Here is a 20,066-nt window from a genome sequence, read left to right on the forward strand (position 1 = left end):
ATGTTTTACCCAATCATTGACGCCCACGCCCACCTTTGGCTTCGGCAAGACGCAGAAGTAGAAGGAAAGAAGATAAAGAGCCAGGCAAACGGCAAGTCCGAGTTTATGGGGGAAGTCCGCCAAATGCTCCCGCCTTTCCTGATTGACGGGAGGAATACGGCAGAGGTTTTCCTTTCCAATATGGATTACGCCCAGGTATCAGCGGCTGTTATTACACAAGAGTATATTGATGGGCTGCAAAACGATTACCTGCTTGAAGTACAACAAAAGTATCCCGATCGCTTCTTCTGTTGCGGTATGGTAGATGCCCGCAAACCGGGATATCTGGTTCATGCCGAAGCATTGATTGGCCAAGGCTTTCGGGGCATAAAGATTCCCGCCCAACGCTTAATTACGGAAGCCGGGAGAGTCTGGCTCACCAGCGATGAAATGATGGATATGTTTCGCTTGATGGAGCAAAACAATATCCTGCTATCTATTGATTTAGCTGATGGGGCAGAACAAGTGGGGGAGATGAAAGAGATAATCTCCGAGTGTCCTTCGCTGAAGATTGCCATCGGCCACTTCGGTATGCCTACTCGCAAAGACTGGCTGGAGCAGATCAAATTAGCAGAAAACGAACAGGTCATGATTGAGTCAGGCGGGATTACCTGGCTTTTTAACGATGAGTTTTACCCCTTTACCGGAGCCGTCCGGGCTATTCGGGAAGCTATCGAGTTGGTAGGCATAGAGAAACTGATGTGGGGATCCGATTATCCGCGTACCATTGTTGCCATAACCTATCGCATGTCATACGATTTTATTGTGAAATCCACTATGCTTTCAGACGAAGAAAAAATCTTATTTTTAGGCAAAAATGCAGAAACATTCTACGGATTTAAAAAACTACAGAAGTTGCCGTATATTAAAAACATGTCAGAGTAAATAAGAATATGGAAAAACAGAAAGGCTACACACAGAAAACACATGCCGTACCAACCAAACGGTATTGCCAGACCTTAGATCTGAAAGATGATCCGGCGCTGATACAAGAGTATGTAAAACGCCATAGCGAAATGCATCATTGGCCCGAGATAGCCGAAGGCATTCGCACCGTTGGCATCCTTGAAATGGAAATATACCAGCAGGGAACAAGGCTTTTTATGATTGTAGAAACACCTTTGGACTTTGAATGGGATAGCGCATTCGAGAAGTTAGCCACCCTTCCCCGACAGGCCGAATGGGAAGAATACATGTCTATCTTCCAACAGGCAGATGCGGGTGCCACCTCTTCCGAAAAATGGAAATTGATGGACCGCATCTTCCGTTTGTACGACTAAATCTTTAGTCTATTTTATAGCCTTTGAATGAGTGAGGCTGAATGATTAGTTGGTAGCGGGTGACAGCTTCGCTGTTTCGGCCATACATTCGGGGCTCCTGGAATTGATCACCTTTTATCTTTGTGCCTTCCGACAACTCCGTAAGAGAATTGCTTTTCCGGGTTACAACGTTTATTGTTACCGGCTCGTCACGTACAGACATAACTACGAAGGTGCCGTTGTCGTAGGTCAGGAGCATTACATGATCCGGTCCTTCGAGGCGTACGTCTACATCGCGGCTGACAATTGTACGAACACGATTGAGAACAGGTGTAGGAAGTGCATAGATGTGGCTGAAATTATGAGGCATTACCCATACATACATATTGCCGTTGGAATAAGCAATTTGCTGAAGTATCGGCCATCCGTTGCCATAATCCAATGTAGAAATATCTTCCCATGAATCGTTTGTAAAATAAGTCATCTGCGGGATACGGACGGGAACATCAGACTTTACCACCTTACGACGCATGAATGAGGTAGCATCTACGATAAACTCGCTTACGTCGGAGGTACGGTCGGTATATTCCATCTCAACAATGTTTTCGATACCTTTACCGGACAGGGCACGGAAAAGTTCGGCTGTGATAAGGACATCTCCGCCTTTCTGCATCTGGCGTTTCATTTTCTCAACGATGTTCGGGTCATATTTAGCACTCTCCGTAAGCAGTACCAGTTTGGAATCTTCCGGAAATTCAGGAACAATCTCTATCGGAATACCGGCTGTACCCATGTAGTTGTGCAGGAAGTCATCCCCCAGTGAATTGTAAGGCTTGTAAGCCTTGATTCCGCTTGGAGTACCTAATTTCCCCACTATTTTGTCTACTTGCTTCAAGGAGTAAGCAGCTACGCTACCCATTGTCGGACGATCGCTTCCACGGGCTTCCCCCTCTTTCCGAACGGCCTGCATATCCAGTGTAGGTTTGTCATCAGACCAACTGCGCATTTCAAAGGCTCTGTTTATAGGAGCAGTGATAGAACCCACATGCCAGAGGGTTATTTCCGGAGCTTTGGCTAGCATTGTAAGCCAAAGCTGTTCGGGATACATATCCAGATAATCCATACTGCCGGTATCTACCCAGCCTCCGAGATTATGCCCCGGGCGGATATTTTCAAGATAACGTACAATGCCGAAGCTTTCATACGGTTGCAGGTGTTGCTCGCCAAGCGGAGAGCGGGTTTCCGTTCCCGTATACATTCCTCCGAAGGTATGAGATCCCCGTTCGAGGTCGAACCCGAGTCCCTGGAAATGGTCGTACCAGTTGGGATACTTCACAACTACTTTCGTGTTCGGATTTACGGCAAGAGCCGGATTTACGATCAGTTCTTTGGCGGACTCATCCAGCAAATCCATGCGGAACTTGCTCCAGCTTTTATTCCCTTTGGCAGCAATGCAAAGGTCGCATTTACAGTTTGTAAAGTAATAGTCGTCGAGAACAAACTCGTCGAAATATTTAGCTGTATATTCAGCTACTTTTTTGACTGTCTCCCGGTGCTCCGGATTAGAATAGCAGAATGTTTCCCAGCGCATGCGCGTCCCTCCGCCGGCATTGTAGGTGATACCTCCTCCTACGATCAGGCCTTTACCCTTAAAGTACTTAATAGCCCTTTGAAGCGTTGCTTCATCAGCATACACATTGTCACGAAACGTTTCAAGATAGATCTTGTCGAGGGTGATGTTCTTAGAAATACCATCCCAGAATGAATCCAGCGCCTTCTGGTCTTTAAGTGCATTTACCTGCGACGCCATCACATACGTTGCTACACGGAAATTGGCATACTCTTTAGCCTGGGTTACTGTCATAAGCACGAACAGTGCGATACAGCACACAAATAATTTTCTCATAATAATCCCTTTAAATATTCATTAGTGTTTAGTGGACATACTCAAACGCCAAATATAATGATTCTTCTCTTTTAAATTTTTGCGTTTTTGTTTATTTCATATTATTCACATAAATTCGCAAAATAAACCGTTTTATGAAAACTACGATCATGTTTAAACACACAAAACCCTGTATGCGGCTAAAAGGAATACTACTCCTGTTTGCCCTCCTTTTGTTGCCGTTCCTTTCTCAAAGTCAGGATATAGAGATGGTTGCCATAGAAGGTGGCACTTTTACTATGGGAGCCACCAGCGAACAGGGAGACGAAGCCGATGATGATGAATATCCTGTCCATCAGGTAACACTTGATTCCTACTATATAGGGAAATACGAAGTAACCCAACTGCAATGGAAGCAAGTCATGGGCAATAATCCCAGTTATTTTAAGGATGATAGGCTGCCGGTAGAAAATGTAAATTGGGATGATATTCAGGAATTTATTGCCAAGCTGAATGCCATAACCGGAAAAAAATACCGCCTACCTACGGAGGCCGAATGGGAATATGCGGCTCGTGGCGGAAACAAAGGCAGGGGCTATCAGTATAGCGGTAGCTATATGATTGAGCATATTGCCTGGTATGATGATAATAGTGGCAAAAAACCGAATCCGGTAGGCACGAAAGGCCCGAATGAACTGGGAATTTATGATATGACCGGAAATGTTTGGGAATTGTGTCATGATTGGTATGGCGCTTACGATAAAGAACCGCAAACAAATCCGACAGGCGCAAGTACAGGAGAATACCGAGTGCTACGAGGTGGTAGCTGGTACACCGCTCCCAGAGGATGCCGTGTCTCAATTCGCCTCCGCTGCGCCCCTTTCTCTCTCAACACCCTTTCCGGCTTCCGCCTTGCCCTTTAGCTAGTATAACTTGAAAGTTACTGAATGGACTCTCATGCTTACCTCTTTACCATATGATCGTCTCTATTTTTTCTGATCGTTAGATAAAGGCTGATAAAGGCAATCAACAGCAACAAACCCGTTACTACGAATGTCCATACGTTGGCCGTGCGGGACTCGGCATATAATTCATAATCTTGTACGAGGAAGCGGTAGGCATCTATCTTCCAGACAGGACTGTTCTCATAGCGTAATGGGGTGTTCGCCGTGAGTAGCCTGCCAGGTATATCTATGCTGAAAGAGAGTGCGTACTCAAATAGATTCAATAAACGAGATTGCTCGTCTATACTGTCGTTTATCGCTTTTGTATGGGAGGCTTCAAAGGAAGCATAGAATGTGGAACGGAAATGAGCGTCAAGTAAAGAGGCGACCATTTCGGAATCTATATCTTTATCGTCGATCTTATCTTTCAATTGTTCGAACAGAGTGGCGCGGACGTCTGACAGTTGCTTTGCATATTGTGTTTCTCCTGTTTCCAGAAGTAGCTCTGCAAACGCATTGATCGTTATTTCAAACTGACAATGCATGAACCATGTTTCAAACTTCCCGACCAATTCGTTTAGTTCATCGGATTGTTCGATTCCGTTCATTCCTTCAAAAGCAGAGAGGTTGCCCTGAAGCAGGATTCGTTGTTCGTCTTCAGTCAGATATTTATCTATGCTAACGGGAAGTTGAGGGCGGACGGTGGCATATACCGCTTTGTAGGTGTAATAGGTATAGAACCAGCAGAATCTTTTTTGGAGTGTTTCAGTCGGCAACATCAGCGGCTGAAGGTTGTCTTTGGCATGCGCATGGTTTGTGAAAGTCTCCAAAGAGGCAGACTGAACTGTAGCTTTGGCATTGAATTTTACATCTTTACCGAAGAGTTGGCGGACAAAGGCCGAGTCGTAGCGCGTGATCTGCCAGTTCTTATCAGGGATAAACAAAAAGGGGTTACTGTTCGTGTTGCCCGCCATAAACGTTGAGTCACCAAAGGCAAAGAGTTCCCGTTCTATGCTTCCGTCTTTATGAATACGGGTATGTACTTGTTGATAGGCATTACAGGAGCTTATTAGCAGCAACATCAACAGTGAGAGTATAAGATAATTCGCTTTCATAATCTATTGTTTTAATGAGTTGATTAATTCGTATCGTTTCTGTTTGGCCTCTTTCTTTTGTTGCCATACCAATAAGAAGAATTCTTTTTTCTCTTGCAGGCGGGCATCGGAAGGAAAGGATAAACCTGTTTCTACGTTCTCTTTTTGAGACAGGAGCATCGTTTCATCTGTTGCCGTATGATTTCGGTTTACATCTCTTGTGTGAAAAAAGAATGTTTCATAGGTAAACAGACAGAACAAGAGCATGGCTGCAATTCCCGATAACCAAGTGGTGAACAGAAGCGCTTTCCTTTGTTTCTTTTTCTTGCGCGGAAGTTGTTTTATCTGTCTTAATATATCCGCAGCCAGTGCCTCGGAATTATCCAAAACGGGAGGGTTGTTTCGGATTGCGCGAATGAGGCGGTTGTATGTTTTCTCTTCTGCTTTCATGACTATATTTTGTAGCTTTTAAGTTGTTCGCGAATGTATTTACGTGCCAGATAGAGATTGCTTTTTATCTTATCGGCAGAGAGTCCTGTGATTGTTGTGACCTCATCGGTGTCCAACCCTTCAAGGTCGCGAAGGGTAAAGACAAGGCGTTGGCTTGGTGTAAGCTTTGCGGTAAGATAAAGAATTAGATTCCGCAACTCCTGATTGTTGAGACTTTTTTCTATATCATTGTCTGCGATTAATGGCAAATCATTGATATCGGTTGTATCCAGAAGTATGGGTTGTTGCTTTCTCAGTCTGTCATATACGATGTTTGAAGCAATCGTATATATCCATGTGGAGAAACGGAATCGCCTGTCGTATTTATCAAGCGAGAGCCATACTTTGATAAATGTTTCCTGAACAGCATCGCGTGCATCGTCCTCATTGCAAAGCAAGCGGAAGGTAAGGCGGAACACGAGTGGCTGATATTCCCGTACCAAAGTAGCAAACGCCTTTTCGTCGCCTTGCCTGCTTTGAGTGATTATATGCAATATCCGTTCTTGTTCCATCATTATCTTTATACAATTATACGAACAACGCGGGAAATAGTCGAAAAATTACTAATTATTTGAGATACAGTAGTCATGTTGATGGATAATGACAAATTTTGAAACCTTTGGAACAGCTGAGGCGTAATCGTTTCATTATAAGAGGATATTTCTTCTGATTTACTTGGAATTAGGTGCCGTATGATTTGGGGGTAGCTTGGGTGAGTTTGTAACTTTGTATCGCAGAAAACTGTTGGCTGACGGCTGTCGGCCAATTAACCGATAATTGTCTGTCAGTTGACCGACAGCTGTAAGTCAATTGGTTGATGGCTATCAACTAACGATTTTCTGCCATATTTTTTAGTAATCGTATGAATCATTTCTTAAAAAACTAAGGCTATGAGAGTTAATTTTACAGTTCATGAAACGCCAAGGCCTAAAACGGCAACCGGCAAGAAAACGTATCACGCACGTGTTAAACCTACGGGTACTAAGTATTTAGAAGATATTTGTGAGCATATCAACGAGGTATCTTCCCTCACTTCGGCTGATGTGAAGGGGGCCTTGGAAGCCTTTTTCAAATACGTTAGTTCCCAGCTCCGGGCGGGCTACAATGTAGAGCTGGACGGGCTGGGTAACTTCTCGGTTGCTTTGCGTAGCTATCAACGAAAAAGCAAGAACGGACGGAATATTTCGAGTGTAGAAATAGACGGTGTAAACTTCCGTTGCTCACCCCGCTTGAAGAATGCCGTAAAAAACACTCGTCTAAAGAAGGTAAAGCGCCCTGTCAAAGCTTTCCCCAACATCGCTCAGCGACAAGCGCGCATGGTAGAATACCTGGAAAAATACGGCACAATCAACCAACGCGACTACGCCACGCTGAACGCCTGCTCCCGCTATTACGCAACAAAAGACCTGAAAACCTTCCACGAACAAGGCCTCATCGCCCGCTCAGGCGGAGGAACCCACAAAGTGTATCTACTTGTGGGGTGAGCCCTGGTTTTTGTATTCTTTGGGGGTCATGTTGTAGATGTTCTGGAATTCGCGGTAGAAGTATGATTTATTGTTGAATCCGCAACGGAACATGATCTCTTGTATCGTCAGGTTGGTGGAAACGAGCAGATAGGCTACTTTGTTCATCTTGATTGTCCGGATAAATTCGCTGGGTGCCATATCAAGCAGTTCTTTTGTTTTCCGGTAGAAGGTCATCTTGCTGATTCCTAAATAGTCGCTGATCATGGTTGGTGAGAGATCTTCGCCTTCCATGTGTTGTTCGATAAAGTCGATAGCTTTTATCATCAGGCTTTTATCTTCTTTGCGCACTACCTTTCCATTGTCGAGTAGTTCATAGGCGGTGGCGGGTGAGTTGTAATATTCTTCTATTAGTTTATGTTTGACAAGGATATTCTCTACTACACTCAGGATATGTTTGGGGTGGAAGGGTTTGGTAATGTAAATGTCGGATCCGCTTTGTGTACCGATTATCTGGTCTTCCACAGAGGATTTGGCCGTCAGGAAGATAACCGGCAGGTGTTTGGTGAAGATATTGTTTTTAATCTCGCGGATAAACTCCAAGCCGTTCATCTCCGGCATAATAATATCGCAGATAATCAGATTTGGCCGTTTGGAGGTCATAAGGTTCAATGCCTCGCGCCCATTGGATGCCTCGATGATATTTCCATATTTGGCTCCTAGCGTATCCCGGAGTAGTTCACGTATCTCTTCTTCATCGTCAATGATGAGAATAAGTGGGGAGCCATCCTTGCCGGAGGGTATTTGTTGCGGTTTTACAATAGGCAGCTCAACCGCTTTTTCTTCTTCTGTTTTTTCTTTTTGGACAGGTATGTCCGCTTTTTCCAGCAAAGGCAGACGGATGATAAAGGTTGTGTTTTCTCCCAGAACACTCTCGGCAGTAATCTCTCCTTTCAGAAGATTTACCAGAGATTTAGTTAGCGCCAATCCTATCCCGTTTCGCCCGGATTGCCCTTTTTCTATCTGATTCTCGAAGTCATCCAATATCTTGAAGCGATTGAACACTTCTGCCAGTTTATCCGGTGCGATCCCTTTGCCTGAATTGATTACAGACAGTAGCAGGTGTGTTTCATCACTCCCTATGTCGATTGTGATATATCCGTCAGGAGGTGTATATTTAAAGGCGTTGGCAATGATATTAAATATGATTTTCTCTAAGGAGTCACGATCAGTCACCCAGGAGATATCATTTTCCGGAAAATGAATGGTAAAGTCGATCCGGTGTTCTTCAGCTACTTCTATAAAGTGGTCACTCACTACCCGTAGAAGTTCGGATACATTCAGTTGTAAGGGCAGTATTCGTGTGTGCCCGGTTTCCGCTTTTCGGAATTCCAACAGTTCACCTATCAATGATTTCATCCGTTCGGCATTCGACTGGATTACCCGGATGTATTTCTTTACGTATTCGTCGTTTGTTTCATGGTCGAGTATCTTTTCACATGGCCCGTAGATCAGTGTGATAGGCGTGTACAACTCGTGGGCTATGTTGGTGAAAAAGCGCAGTTTGGCTTCGTGAATGTTTTCCTGCTCTTTTACGCGCAGTTGTTCAATCAGCATTTTCCTCTTGCGGGTAAACCGTTGGTACATAAACCGGTATATCAAAGCACAAAGCAGGATTGCCAGCAGAAAGTAGAGCAGGTAGGCAAGAGGCGTTTTCCAATAAGGATTTTTAATGGTGATATGGAGTCGGTAGGGCTGCTTCACCCATACCTTATCGCTGTTGGTGTAATAGATAGACAAAGTGTATTTGCCGGGAGAAATATTTGTATACGACAGATAGCCTAAATTGCCATTATAGACCGGTTCCTTGTCGATACCTTCCAGCTGATAGATGTATTCGCAGTTTTCATTCTGGATATAGTCTAACGACAGAAAGTTGAAGCTGAAGAAATTCTCATCGTAGGCAAGAATCAATTCGTCTTCTCCCTGGACATTCTTCACAATCCGTTTGTCTATGTTTTTTTCTTCACTGAAAACCCGGAAGGAAGAAATGTAAAAAGGAGGCAAATAGCTACTTAAAGCAATCTCGCCCGGATCAAACATATTGATGCCCGAAATGCCGCCCAAAAAGAGATAATTACTGTAAATACTTTGGTAATAAGCGCCATCGGAAAACTCATTGTTCTGCAAACCATTTTGTTCATAGAAGGAGTTGATGCTATTGTCAGCCTTGTTCAGGCGGGCAATTCCTTTGTTGGTACTTATCCAGATATTTCCTTCATTGTCTTCCAGGATGCCGTGTACCGTATTATTCGGTAGTCCGTTGGACTGATTATATCTGACAAATACAGCTTCATCTTCATGCTCAGAGCTCAAGAAGTTTAAGCCTCCGCTTGTGCCGATCCACAGATTTTCTCTTTTATCTTTATACAGGCATAACACATCGTTACTGCTGATCGTAGCAGGATTGTTAACATCATAGCGATAGCTTTGAAACTCTTCCCGGGCTATGTGAAAACGGTTGAGCCCGCCTCCACGGGTAGCAATCCACAAGACCGTATCGTCTTCCGGCAAAATGGAATAAATCACATTGTTGGAGATAGATGCCGGATTGGCACCATCGTATATATATTGCTTGTAATCTGTAGCTCTGAAATAGCCGTTTTTTTCTTCTACTCTTAATTTGATGAGCCCGTAACCGCTGGTGCCTATCCACAAGGTCGAGTCCTTCTCCGAGCAATAGATCGAATAGGTGCTGGCAAATTCGACAGGCAGATTATCCATCCGGAGAGTCGATAGCCGCCCGTTTGCATATACATTAATTCCTTGTCCGTCGGTACCGATAAAAAGGGTGTTTCCAAACCCCTTTGTTATTGTATAAACAGAATTGTGTAACAAACCATTAGAGGTGTTATACTCTGCTACAATCTTCGCTTCGGAGTTGTAGTCATTCTTCAGCACCGCAATACCGCCTCCTTTGCTCCCTACCCATAACTGCTTATTGATATCCTCGCAAAATGCCCTTACTACATTCATTTCCTTTTTCAACTGAATTGTATGGAAAAAGGTGTTTTTATCAAAGTTTATAAAAATACCATCCCCGTCGCTTCCTATCCACAACAGGTTCTGTTTGCACTTATAGAAGGCTCTGATGCGACTGCCTTTCAAATCTTCGTTGAAAACCGGCTGAGAGAAATTATCTAAAAAAAGGGTGTAATAACTACCGGCGGAAGAGGAAACAAACAAGCTTTGATCGATAATATCCAGCTGGATCACATCAATGTGGGAGTCTATTTTCTTCAGGTCAAACTCAAACACCTTTTTCCCTACGATAGAAGCATAGACATGTACCTTGTTGTCCGAATCAAGTAATATCACATAATCGTTTTCGGCATACATTAGTCGCACGGAAGGGATATTCAGTCGCACAACATGGGTGATGGTAGGAGGATATTCGTTTGTCTGCTTCCACCTGGCCAGATCCACCTGCCCGTCTTTGTGTAATATCCAGAGCTGATCATTTTTGTCGATAACTATTTTCCTGACATCCTGTGTATGGACTAAGGTGCTGTTGACCTCCATAAATTCATTCTTCCCTTCTGCATAAAAGTAGATGCCTTGCTCCATGGCTGCGCAGAAGATCCGGTTGTCTTCGGTTTTGGCGATGCTATAGATTTCCTGCACAGCCGGAAATGTATCTTCGTAGCCGAAATAGAACTGCCTGAATGAATGGTTGGATGCATCCCGCCGGTTGATACCATGATCGGTAACGACCCATAATATCCCCTTGCGTTGTTCTATGATATTGCGTATGATGTTATTGCTGATAGAATTGGGATTACCCGGTTCCGGTTTATATACCCGGATTTCTTTTCCGTCAAAAGAATTGAGTCCATCCCAGGTACCAAACCACATGATCCCGGCCGAATCCTGTGCGATACAGTTGATGGCACTATTTGACAAACCGGCCGAATTGGTGATTTGCTCATATCTGCTGTTGGCAAACAAATGGCATGTGCAAACCATCAGCACGAATAGATAGACATAACAGGTTCTCATTCTATGCAAATATAATAATATAGTAAAAAAGGGAAAGGGTATTTATTTTTCAAAAAAGTATACTATGCTTACATAGTCCTTTCTTCGCTTCACACTATACTCTTTTGAAATCTGAGTGTACTTTTGGCGGTTTTATTCTCTTTTTATTTGCATCATGAAAACACTATTCACACGTTTCCCGGAGAATCCGATACTAACTCCCCAGAGCATTTCTGCCAGTTCGGCTGATCTGAAAATAGAGTGTCTGCTCAATCCCGGAGCCTTCCGCTATAATGGACGGACGGGTTTGTTACTACGGGTAGCAGAAAGGCCGGTTCAACGCGAAGGCATGATTTCCTTCCCCATATACGATATGCAAACAGGTATTAAAGTTATTGAAATCGCAACGAACGATCCGGAGCTGAACCTGGACGATCCGCGTGTGATCTGTTATAAAGGGGAAGATTTCCTGACCACTATATCCTATCTTCTGCCGGTATTCAGCGAAGATAGAATCCATTTTGAAACGGATCCGGCCTACGGACCTTTATTGGGACAAGACAAATACAGTGCATATGGGATAGAGGATTGCCGCGTTTCGCAGATAAACGATCTTTATATACTTACCTATACATCCGTTTCACCACAAGGAGTAGCCGTGGGTATGAAAACGACACATGACTGGATAACATTTGAAGAAAGCGGCCTTATCTTCCCTCCCCACAATAAGGATTGTGCCGTGTTTGAAGAAAAAATAAACGATCGTTACTTTGCTTTTCATCGTCCCAGCAGCCCGGAGATAGGAGGTAATTATATGTGGCTGGCTCAGTCGCCCGATCTGAAACATTGGGGAAACCATCAATGCATTGCTCGCACACGGGAAGGACACTTCGATAGTGCACGTTTAGGAGCCGGAGCCGCTCCCATCCGAACGGATAAAGGCTGGTTGGCCATCTACCACGGAGCTACCGAAAAAAATAGGTATTGCCTGGGAGCCATGTTGCTCGACCTGAACGATCCTTCCATCCTGCTTGCCCGTTCGGAGGAACCGCTAATGGAACCTCAGGAAGCATATGAAATGAAAGGTTTCTTTGGCGAGGTGATCTTCAATAATGGTCACCTGGTGAACGGGGATGAACTCACCATTTACTATGGAGCCGCCGATGAAGTAATCTGTGGCGCAAAAGCATCGATCCGGGAGATACTATCTACACTTGACACATAAGACTAAACAGAAAATCATGAAAGATATCAAACTTTTTATGGGTTTACCCAAAAACACACGTACACTTCTGCTAACCTCCTTTCTTTATGCATTTGTACTTCCTATCATCGACATTTTTGTTGCGGCATATATCATGCGTAATTCTGCAGATGTAGGGCGGGTGGTACTTTATCAGCTTACAGTGTACACCGGTATACCCATTACGTTTTTTATCAATGGCTTTTTATTGAACAAAGTCGATCCCGGCAAATTATATGCTTTCGGCATGTTGCTGAGTGGATTGTCTATGCTTATAATGACTTCTCTCCCTGTACTTAATTTTGCGGGAATCGCCGTCGCTGGACTAATCATGGGTATCTCTTTCGGCTTTTTCTGGGCGAACAGGGACTACCTGGTCCTGATATGTACTACCGACGCCAACCGTAATTACTATTATGGACTAGAAACTTTCTTTAATACCTTCACACTGGTGGTTGTGCCAATAGCTGTAGGCTGGTTCATTCAGTTTTCGGAACAATTAGCCTGGGTAGACAATGTGAATGGTGCTTATAAGGTGATCATTTATATAGTCATCGCTATTACGATTGTAGCTTCGTTATTGATCAATACCGGGGACTATGTGAAACCGCAGAAAAGCCGTTTTGTCTTCTTTAAGTATGACAGGCTCTGGTATAAAATGCTTTTGGTGGCTGTATGCAAAGGGCTTGTACAGGGATTTATCGTTACAGCACCGGCTATGCTTATCATGAAGATTGTAGGCGGGGAAGGAGCCCTTGGAACCGTACAGGGCATCGGATCGCTGATCACAGCTGTATTGATGTATGTGATAGGACGTAACTCCAAACCCGAACATCGTTTGTTGATCTATGCTATCTCCGTTTTACTTTTCGTAGCCGGCTCACTGATCAATTCCATCTTTTTCAATGTAACCTCTGTATTGCTGTTTCTGTTGTTGATGACTGTAGCGCGTCCTTTGTTTGATCTTGCTTATTTCCCGTTGCAGATGCGCGTGATCGACTACCTGAAAGAGAAAGAAAAACGGAACGAATATTCTTACATATTCAATCATGAATGTGGCTTGTATGTAGGCCGTTTCTTGGGATGCGGTACTTTTATCCTGATTAATTATTGTATTTCGGATGATGCGGCATTGATTGTTACCTTGCCATTGGTAACGATCTTGCAAGCGTTGTCGTATTTTGTCGTAAAAAACATATTAAATTCAATCAATAAACCCTCATAAAATCTAATCGTATGAACATTAATTCACCACCACAACGTAAACAAATAAAGGAGATTTAGTAACTTTTTAACTTTATATTCAATCAATTAAACAACATGAGAGAACAAAAAAAACAGGCAGTTCTATTTCTGCTGATGTGCTTTTTATTTTTCCCGGTTCTATCTCTATCGGGATATGCACAAGAAAGTGCTCCCGGAAACCAGATCAGACAGAATGAAATAACCGGGAAAGTAACAGATCAAAGCGGCGAAGCCTTATTAGGCGTATCCGTCTCTGTTAAAGGAACAACCGAAGGTATCGTGACAGATATCGATGGAAACTTCTCTTTGAAGACAACTGAAAACCATCCGACGCTTATTTTCTCGTATGTCGGTTTCCAAACGATAGAAAAAGCGGCACAGGTCGGAAAACATATCGTAGTTGTAATGAATGAAAACAACGAACTGCTGGACGAGATAGTAGTAGTAGGTTACGGCGTACAGAAAAAAGCGACTCTTACAGGAGCCATCGTTGCTGTTAATTCAGAACAACTGACTACTTCGACCAACAGTAACTTACAACAAAACCTGGCAGGAAAGTTAGCTGGGGTAAAAGTAATTACCAACTCCAGTGAGCCGGGCTCTCTGAAATCCAAGATTGATGTTCGCGGTATGGGTACCCCTCTGATTGTAATCGACGGAGTGGCCAGCGATATTGAGACCTTCAGCCAGTTATCGGCAGAAGAGGTAGAGAACATCTCCGTACTGAAAGATGCCTCTGCGTCTATTTACGGGATGCGTGCCGGGAATGGAGTAATGGTAGTGACGACCAAGAAAGGCATGGGAGGCCGCGACGGGAAACCGAAGTTTGAATACCGGGGTGTCTATGGCTGGAACCACATGCTCAATATGCCGGAAAGCATGAATGCGTACGATTGGGCGAGCATGATCAATGATATTACAGAATCGCGCTACAGTGGTGCCAGCACGACCTATTCCAAGGAGCAACTGGAATCGTATAAAGGCGTTAAGAGTTTTGATATGTGGGATCAGTTCATGAACGACTATAGCCCACAGACCGAACATACCCTTTCCGTATCGGGAAGCGCCGGCACAGATAATGATGTAAATTATTTCTTTACAGGGAGTTATCTAAATGAAGATGGAGCATATAAATCAGGATCATTGAATTATGAGCGGTTTAACTTCAGATCGAATGTCTCTGCTAAATTGGGATACGGACTGACTGCCAATGTAAATGTAGGCTTGATCAAAACGGATAAAAAACAGCCGTACCAGGATGCCTGGAACATCATGAAATGGATGTGGTACGTTCCACCGGTACATCCGGAGACCGGAGAGGCACAGACAAGCTTATACGCGAACAACAATCCGGACTATCCGGCTTATCTGGGCACCGAGTTGAATCCGGTAGTTAATTCCGATAGCAAGAACGGAGGAGGATTTAAAACTACAAAAGAAAATACTTGGAATGTTCAGGGATCACTTCAATGGGATGTGCCTTTCGCAAAAGGATTGACGGCTAAGTTTATGTACAACTACAACCGGAGAGACAAAGAGTATAAGGCGATGAACTCCGAATATACGCTCTACACCTATAAGGACGGAGACTATGTACCGAAGACATTTGCTTCTCCCAGTGCAATGACACAGGAACAGACCTGGTCGACCAACCGGGGGTACCAGGCTTCGTTAAACTATATCAAAAGTTTTGATTTACACAACCTGAATGTATTGGCACTGTTTGAGCAGAATCAGTATAATTTTGAATATATTGGCGCAAAACGTTTGTACACCATGGACTTCCTCGACTATTTAGCTGCCGGAGATAATGACAAAACCCAATCAGTACGGACCGACTTTCCGAAGATGGAACGCAGACAAGGGCTTGTAGGAAGGGTTAACTATGATTTTGCCGGTCGTTACATGGCCGAAGTCTCTTTCCGTTATGATGGATCCTCTAAATACCATAGTGACAAACAATGGGGCTTCTTCCCCAGTGGTTCTTTGGGATGGCGTATTTCGGAAGAACAGTTCTTCAAGAATGTAAGTGCTCTTTCCTTTATTGATAACCTGAAACTGAGAGCATCTTATGGTATCACAGGAGACGATGGTGGTGCGAATTACCAGTGGGCAAGCGGGTATACCTATCCAGGAAAAGGAATCTATTATTTTGGCTCGGACAAATCGATGTCGGTAAACGACCGGGGGGCAGTGAATACGAATTTCACCTGGTATGAAAACAAAATAACGAATATTGGTCTGGACTTTAATGCCTGGAATGGGTTATTGGGCGTAACAACAGAAATGTTCAGCCGTAAACGGGAAGGTCTGCCTGCAAAAAGAGAGCTGACTATACCGGGAACAGTAGGGATCGGCCTGCCGGAAGAAAACCTGAACAGCGACCGTACCTCCGGTTGGGAAATTACCCTGACGCATCAGAACAAGATTGGCGAAGTAACGTATGACATTACTGGTAACGTGATGTATGCCCGTACGAAAAACCTGCATGTAGAACAGGCAAAAGCAACCAGTTCGTATAAAAATTGGAGAGACAATAAAAACGATCGCTACAATGATATCTGGTGGCTCATGGAATGGGCTGGTGTGATTAAGCCAGGTACAGATATATCTTCTCTACCCAATGAAAATGGTGCTTACCAGAACTCTGTACTCAGTATAGGCGACTATTATCATACCGATCTCAATGGCGATGGCTATGTAGATGATGAGGATAAGAAACCGCTTCGTACCCTGAAATATCCGGCAATACAGTACGGTATTACCATCGGTGCTGCCTGGAGAGGATTTGATCTCAACCTGCACTTTATGGGAGCTGCTGAGAAGTATGTGTTGTACAATGAATTCCTCAAAACACCATATGCTTTCTCCGGTTCGGCAGGTGCGCTTAATATGCATTTGGACAGATGGCATCAGGACGAGAGCGGGAATTGGATATCCGGATATTATCCTCGCTACAGCGATTTCGGATACAACTATAAAGACGATACCCGCCGAGCAATGAACGCTTCTTATTTACGACTGAAAAGTGCGGAAATTGGTTATACCGTTCCGAAACAGCTGATTCGCAAATTAGGTATTGAGCGGTTACGGGTATATGCCAACGGATTTAATTTGTTTACTATTACCGGATTAAAGAATATGGATCCTGAATATCCCGGATGGAATGTAGAAAATCCAGCCTCGGGTGATGATACGACCTGGGGGTATATCTACCCGGTATCAATGAATTTTAATTTTGGTGTTAATGTTACTTTCTAAAAAATTACCCATGAAAAAATATATATCAATCCTTTTGATTTTATTGGTACCCGTATTAAAAGGGTGCGATTATCTGGATGTTACGCCTCCTAACGTCATTACTGACGAACAGGTGTACTCTTCAGAATCTGGTGTGATGGCAGCTCTAACGCAATTGTATATCGAACTGCCGGTCGAAGATCTACAGTATGACAGCAAGAAATTTGACGATAATGCCTATTGGTTGAACCTAGAAGTATTAGTGGGCCATGCGCTTAACCGGAAAGGAGAGGACGTAGCTACTACTGAAGGTTTTAACGGAGAAATGGGAGCCAAACGATGGGATTATACGGCGGTTCGTAATATCAACAAATTTATTCTCAACATTCAGGAAACAACTGCTATAACCGCAGAAAAGAAAAAGCAATACGAAGCGGAAGCTTTGGTGTTGCGGGCATGGAACTACTTTGCCATGGCAAAAAGATACGGGGGTGTACCCATTGTGGATGAGGTACTCGAGTATAACGGACCCGAAAGTATCCCTGCATTAGAGATTGCCCGCTCAAGCGAAAAAGAAGTATGGGACTTCATTCTGAGTGACATCGATAATGCACTGAAGATCGGCATCACAGAAACATCCACGGATGGAAGAATCGGCAAACACGCCGCTCTAAGCCTGAAAGCACAAGCGGCTCTTTATGCAGCCTGTATTGCGAAATACAATGATGTTACTCTGACAGATTCAAATACAGGGAAACAAGTATGCGGTATTCCTTCCCAGGATGCAAACGCTTATTTCGTTGCAGCCGAATCGGCTTGTCAGGAGATTATCTCTTCCGGCAAATATGAACTGGCGCGCGGTATGAATGCAGCTAACCTGAGCGAGAATTTCCGTTTAATGTTTTTAAATCCGGGAAGTCATAAGGAAGCGATTTTTACCAAATATTATTCTTATCCCGACAAGGTATATGCACTGGATAATTTCTCCATACCCTGGGGAAGACATAATAATCCTGCGGCTTGTCCGACTGTTGACCTGGTGGAAAAATACGAGTTCTTAGATGGACGTCCGGGCAGCAGTGCAATTCCGCAAATTGGTGGTTACACAGAGCCTTGTGACGAACGGGCTGACTTCTTTGCAGGCAGAGATGCCCGCTTGTTAGGTACGGTATTGGTTCCAGGCGAAACCTTTCAGGGTTATTATCTGGATGTCAAATACGGGGAAATCGATGCGAACGGACAAGAGCAGACTTCCTCTGAATATCGGGGACTTTATGGAATGGGAACCGATACAGAAACACCTTCTTCCATGTTCCGCAAGAAACACCTGGACGACAGCAAGCTGCATAGTATGACGGAATCTGATAGCGATCAGCCTTTTATCGCTATGCGTTATGGCGAAGTATTGTTGATGATGGCTGAGGCCAAAGTAGAACTGGGCAAAGCAGGCGAGGCAAAACCATACATTAATGATATCCGCACACGTGCCGGATTAAAGGAAATAGATGTAGTAACACTCGACGAAGTGCGCAACCAATATGCTTGCGAGATGGCGTATGAGAATAAAACATTCTGGAACTACCGTCGCTGGAGAATCTATGATGAGGTGTTGCGTAATTCCTTCCAGCCCCGTGGCCTCTTCCCGCTGCTGGATACCCGTACCAATCAATGGGTGTACAAAGTGGAGAAAATAGGAAAAGGAGAATTCATCTATCAGAAAAGATACTACTATAACCAGATCGATGGAGAAGAGATCAAGAAAAACAAAAATCTGGTTCAAAACTACGGATATTGATTGTGTTATAAATAATTACAGACACTGAATAAAAAATATAGATATGAAGAAGTTCATTCATTATAGCTTGCTTTTAATGGCAATGGCATTTTTTACTACAGCATGCGATGTAGACAATTATGACGAGCCCGATGCCTCTATTACTGGTATTGTGATCGACAAGACCACCGGAGAGGGATTTAACTCGGAACAACCTAACGGATTCCGTATCAAGTGGGCGGAGAGATCTTGGGGTGACAATGTGCAGCCTGACTATTTCTGGGGAATGAAAGATGGTAAATTCAATTGGGATTGGGTCTTTGGATATAGCGATTCTCAATATGAAATTCAGCCGGTGGAAGGTGCGTTTGTAACGCCCGAAGCTCAAGTTGTTACTATAAAGAAAGGTGAACGTAAGGAGTTGAGATTCGAGGTAATACCGTTCATTCATATTCAGTCTGGTTATGAATTGAATGGCAAAGAACTAACAGTTCGCTTTACGGCTACACGTCCGGCAGGAAGTACTCCAACCTATGACATCAATCAGGCATGGATACTGGTAACCAACAAAACGAAATACGTTAGTTTCCTCAATACCGGCGGATATATAGCTGACATAAGTAAACAAATCACTCCTTTTGATGAAAGTAGCCTGGGTAAGGAAATAAGCACAACGATTACACTGAAAGAGTCTGGTACTCATTACTTCCGTGTAATGGTGCAGACCAAAAATCCATCGAATGCATGTAATTTTACAAAGATTGAGTCTATTGAGGTACGATAATAATAAACTATACTTCTCAATTCAGAAACGACCTATTGTTTGAAAATGAAAATAAGGGACATGGAATAATATAAAATTTATACCTGTTCCTTATTTTTTTAATTTCGTTTATTTGTAGTCAATTCATATACGTCATATCATGAAACATATAACATTAGTATTTATGGCCTTACTCTTGTCCGTGTCATTTTATACACAGGGACAGATTCCTTTGTCTTCCGATCTGGAAGAAAACGATGAACTTCAGCGGAGAGACCTGAGCATACCAGGATCGAGAATCCTTATCAATCCCTATCATTTCAAAGCGTCTGCCCAGGAGCTATCAGCTTCTACTTACAGTAACTCTCCTCTTTTACCTCTTAACGCCGCTTATCTGACGATAGAAAACGAACGCCATGACACCAAAGGACGTTTCGGGCGGGAATACAAAGACATGTTACAGATTAGAAAAAAGAAAGAAGATGGTACACTGGAAATGGCCGTACAGTATAACACTGCATGGTATCCCCATGCTCTTTCTTTTCATGCCGAATATAATGGTGGGACACAAGTAGAGGGATATGATTTCT

At 43.6% G+C, this 20,066-nt stretch carries 14 protein-coding genes; 9 read left to right on the forward strand and 5 right to left on the reverse strand.

The window, feature by feature from the left end; all coding sequences use genetic code 11:
- Complete coding sequence (locus M2470_RS07725; protein ID WP_280744673.1) at window positions 1-924, forward strand: amidohydrolase family protein; 924 nt, start codon at window positions 1-3, stop codon at window positions 922-924.
- 8 nt (window positions 925-932) lie between these two features.
- Window positions 933-1,319, forward strand: coding sequence for an L-rhamnose mutarotase (locus M2470_RS07730; RefSeq protein ID WP_280744672.1), 387 nt, complete (start codon window positions 933-935; stop codon window positions 1,317-1,319).
- Between the two features lie 4 nt (window positions 1,320-1,323).
- Here the strand turns inward: M2470_RS07730 and M2470_RS07735 are convergent, their stop codons facing one another.
- Window positions 1,324-3,204, reverse strand: a complete 1,881-nt coding sequence (locus M2470_RS07735; RefSeq protein WP_280744671.1) for a hypothetical protein — start codon at window positions 3,202-3,204, stop codon at window positions 1,324-1,326.
- 134 nt (window positions 3,205-3,338) lie between these two features.
- Here M2470_RS07735 and M2470_RS07740 point away from each other — a divergent pair, with 134 nt between their 5' ends.
- A complete protein-coding gene (locus tag M2470_RS07740) occupies window positions 3,339-4,106 on the forward strand; it encodes a formylglycine-generating enzyme family protein (RefSeq protein ID WP_280744670.1) in 768 nt (255 codons plus the stop codon).
- Between the two features lie 38 nt (window positions 4,107-4,144).
- Here the strand turns inward: M2470_RS07740 and M2470_RS07745 are convergent, their stop codons facing one another.
- From M2470_RS07745 to M2470_RS07755, 3 genes are read right to left on the reverse strand one after another with little or no spacing between them, the layout of a single operon-like run.
- Window positions 4,145-5,242, reverse strand: coding sequence for a hypothetical protein (locus tag M2470_RS07745; protein WP_280744669.1), 1,098 nt, complete (start codon window positions 5,240-5,242; stop codon window positions 4,145-4,147).
- A gap of 3 nt (window positions 5,243-5,245) precedes the next feature.
- Window positions 5,246-5,671: a hypothetical protein gene (locus M2470_RS07750; protein WP_280744668.1), complete on the reverse strand. Its 426-nt coding sequence runs from the start codon at window positions 5,669-5,671 to the stop codon at window positions 5,246-5,248.
- A 2-nt stretch (window positions 5,672-5,673) separates the two neighbouring features.
- On the reverse strand, window positions 5,674-6,222 hold the full coding sequence (locus M2470_RS07755; protein WP_280744696.1) for a sigma-70 family RNA polymerase sigma factor: 549 nt from the start codon (window positions 6,220-6,222) through the stop codon (window positions 5,674-5,676).
- A 378-nt stretch (window positions 6,223-6,600) separates the two neighbouring features.
- Between M2470_RS07755 and M2470_RS07760 the strand changes: the two genes are divergently transcribed.
- Window positions 6,601-7,194, forward strand: a complete 594-nt coding sequence (locus M2470_RS07760) for an HU family DNA-binding protein (protein WP_280744667.1) — start codon at window positions 6,601-6,603, stop codon at window positions 7,192-7,194.
- On the opposite strand, the gene M2470_RS07765 is transcribed toward M2470_RS07760, so the two are convergent.
- Window positions 7,180-11,232, reverse strand: coding sequence for a hybrid sensor histidine kinase/response regulator transcription factor (locus tag M2470_RS07765; RefSeq protein ID WP_280744666.1), 4,053 nt, complete (start codon window positions 11,230-11,232; stop codon window positions 7,180-7,182). The genes M2470_RS07760 and M2470_RS07765 overlap by 15 nt on opposite strands.
- A gap of 154 nt (window positions 11,233-11,386) precedes the next feature.
- On the opposite strand from M2470_RS07765, the gene M2470_RS07770 reads away from it, so the two are divergent.
- The 5 genes from M2470_RS07770 to M2470_RS07790 all read left to right on the forward strand — a co-directional run bounded on the left by M2470_RS07770 (window position 11,387) and on the right by M2470_RS07790 (window position 19,497).
- Entirely contained in the window at window positions 11,387-12,436 is a 1,050-nt protein-coding gene (locus M2470_RS07770) for a glycoside hydrolase family 130 protein (RefSeq protein WP_280744665.1), read from the forward strand.
- 16 nt (window positions 12,437-12,452) lie between these two features.
- Window positions 12,453-13,679, forward strand: coding sequence for an MFS transporter (locus tag M2470_RS07775; RefSeq protein ID WP_280744664.1), 1,227 nt, complete (start codon window positions 12,453-12,455; stop codon window positions 13,677-13,679).
- A gap of 95 nt (window positions 13,680-13,774) precedes the next feature.
- On the forward strand, window positions 13,775-16,960 hold the full coding sequence (locus tag M2470_RS07780) for a TonB-dependent receptor (protein ID WP_280744663.1): 3,186 nt from the start codon (window positions 13,775-13,777) through the stop codon (window positions 16,958-16,960).
- Between the two features lie 10 nt (window positions 16,961-16,970).
- A complete protein-coding gene (locus M2470_RS07785; RefSeq protein WP_280744662.1) occupies window positions 16,971-18,734 on the forward strand; it encodes a RagB/SusD family nutrient uptake outer membrane protein in 1,764 nt (587 codons plus the stop codon).
- A 43-nt stretch (window positions 18,735-18,777) separates the two neighbouring features.
- Complete coding sequence (locus tag M2470_RS07790; RefSeq protein ID WP_280744661.1) at window positions 18,778-19,497, forward strand: DUF3823 domain-containing protein; 720 nt, start codon at window positions 18,778-18,780, stop codon at window positions 19,495-19,497.
- The last annotated feature ends 569 nt before the right edge of the window (window positions 19,498-20,066 follow it).

It is taken from the genome of Parabacteroides sp. PH5-46 (assembly GCF_029892785.1).
Lineage (GTDB): Bacteria > Bacteroidota > Bacteroidia > Bacteroidales > Tannerellaceae > DFXE01.

Coding starts and splice junctions, on each gene's coding strand:
- M2470_RS07725 (WP_280744673.1), top strand. CDS start 1: ATGTTTTACCCAATCATTGACGCCCACGCCCACCTTTGGCTTCGGCAA.
- M2470_RS07730 (WP_280744672.1), top strand. CDS start 933: ATGGAAAAACAGAAAGGCTACACACAGAAAACACATGCCGTACCAACC.
- M2470_RS07735 (WP_280744671.1), bottom strand. CDS start 3,204: ATGAGAAAATTATTTGTGTGCTGTATCGCACTGTTCGTGCTTATGACA.
- M2470_RS07740 (WP_280744670.1), top strand. CDS start 3,339: ATGAAAACTACGATCATGTTTAAACACACAAAACCCTGTATGCGGCTA.
- M2470_RS07745 (WP_280744669.1), bottom strand. CDS start 5,242: ATGAAAGCGAATTATCTTATACTCTCACTGTTGATGTTGCTGCTAATA.
- M2470_RS07750 (WP_280744668.1), bottom strand. CDS start 5,671: ATGAAAGCAGAAGAGAAAACATACAACCGCCTCATTCGCGCAATCCGA.
- M2470_RS07755 (WP_280744696.1), bottom strand. CDS start 6,222: ATGGAACAAGAACGGATATTGCATATAATCACTCAAAGCAGGCAAGGC.
- M2470_RS07760 (WP_280744667.1), top strand. CDS start 6,601: ATGAGAGTTAATTTTACAGTTCATGAAACGCCAAGGCCTAAAACGGCA.
- M2470_RS07765 (WP_280744666.1), bottom strand. CDS start 11,232: ATGAGAACCTGTTATGTCTATCTATTCGTGCTGATGGTTTGCACATGC.
- M2470_RS07770 (WP_280744665.1), top strand. CDS start 11,387: ATGAAAACACTATTCACACGTTTCCCGGAGAATCCGATACTAACTCCC.
- M2470_RS07775 (WP_280744664.1), top strand. CDS start 12,453: ATGAAAGATATCAAACTTTTTATGGGTTTACCCAAAAACACACGTACA.
- M2470_RS07780 (WP_280744663.1), top strand. CDS start 13,775: ATGAGAGAACAAAAAAAACAGGCAGTTCTATTTCTGCTGATGTGCTTT.
- M2470_RS07785 (WP_280744662.1), top strand. CDS start 16,971: ATGAAAAAATATATATCAATCCTTTTGATTTTATTGGTACCCGTATTA.
- M2470_RS07790 (WP_280744661.1), top strand. CDS start 18,778: ATGAAGAAGTTCATTCATTATAGCTTGCTTTTAATGGCAATGGCATTT.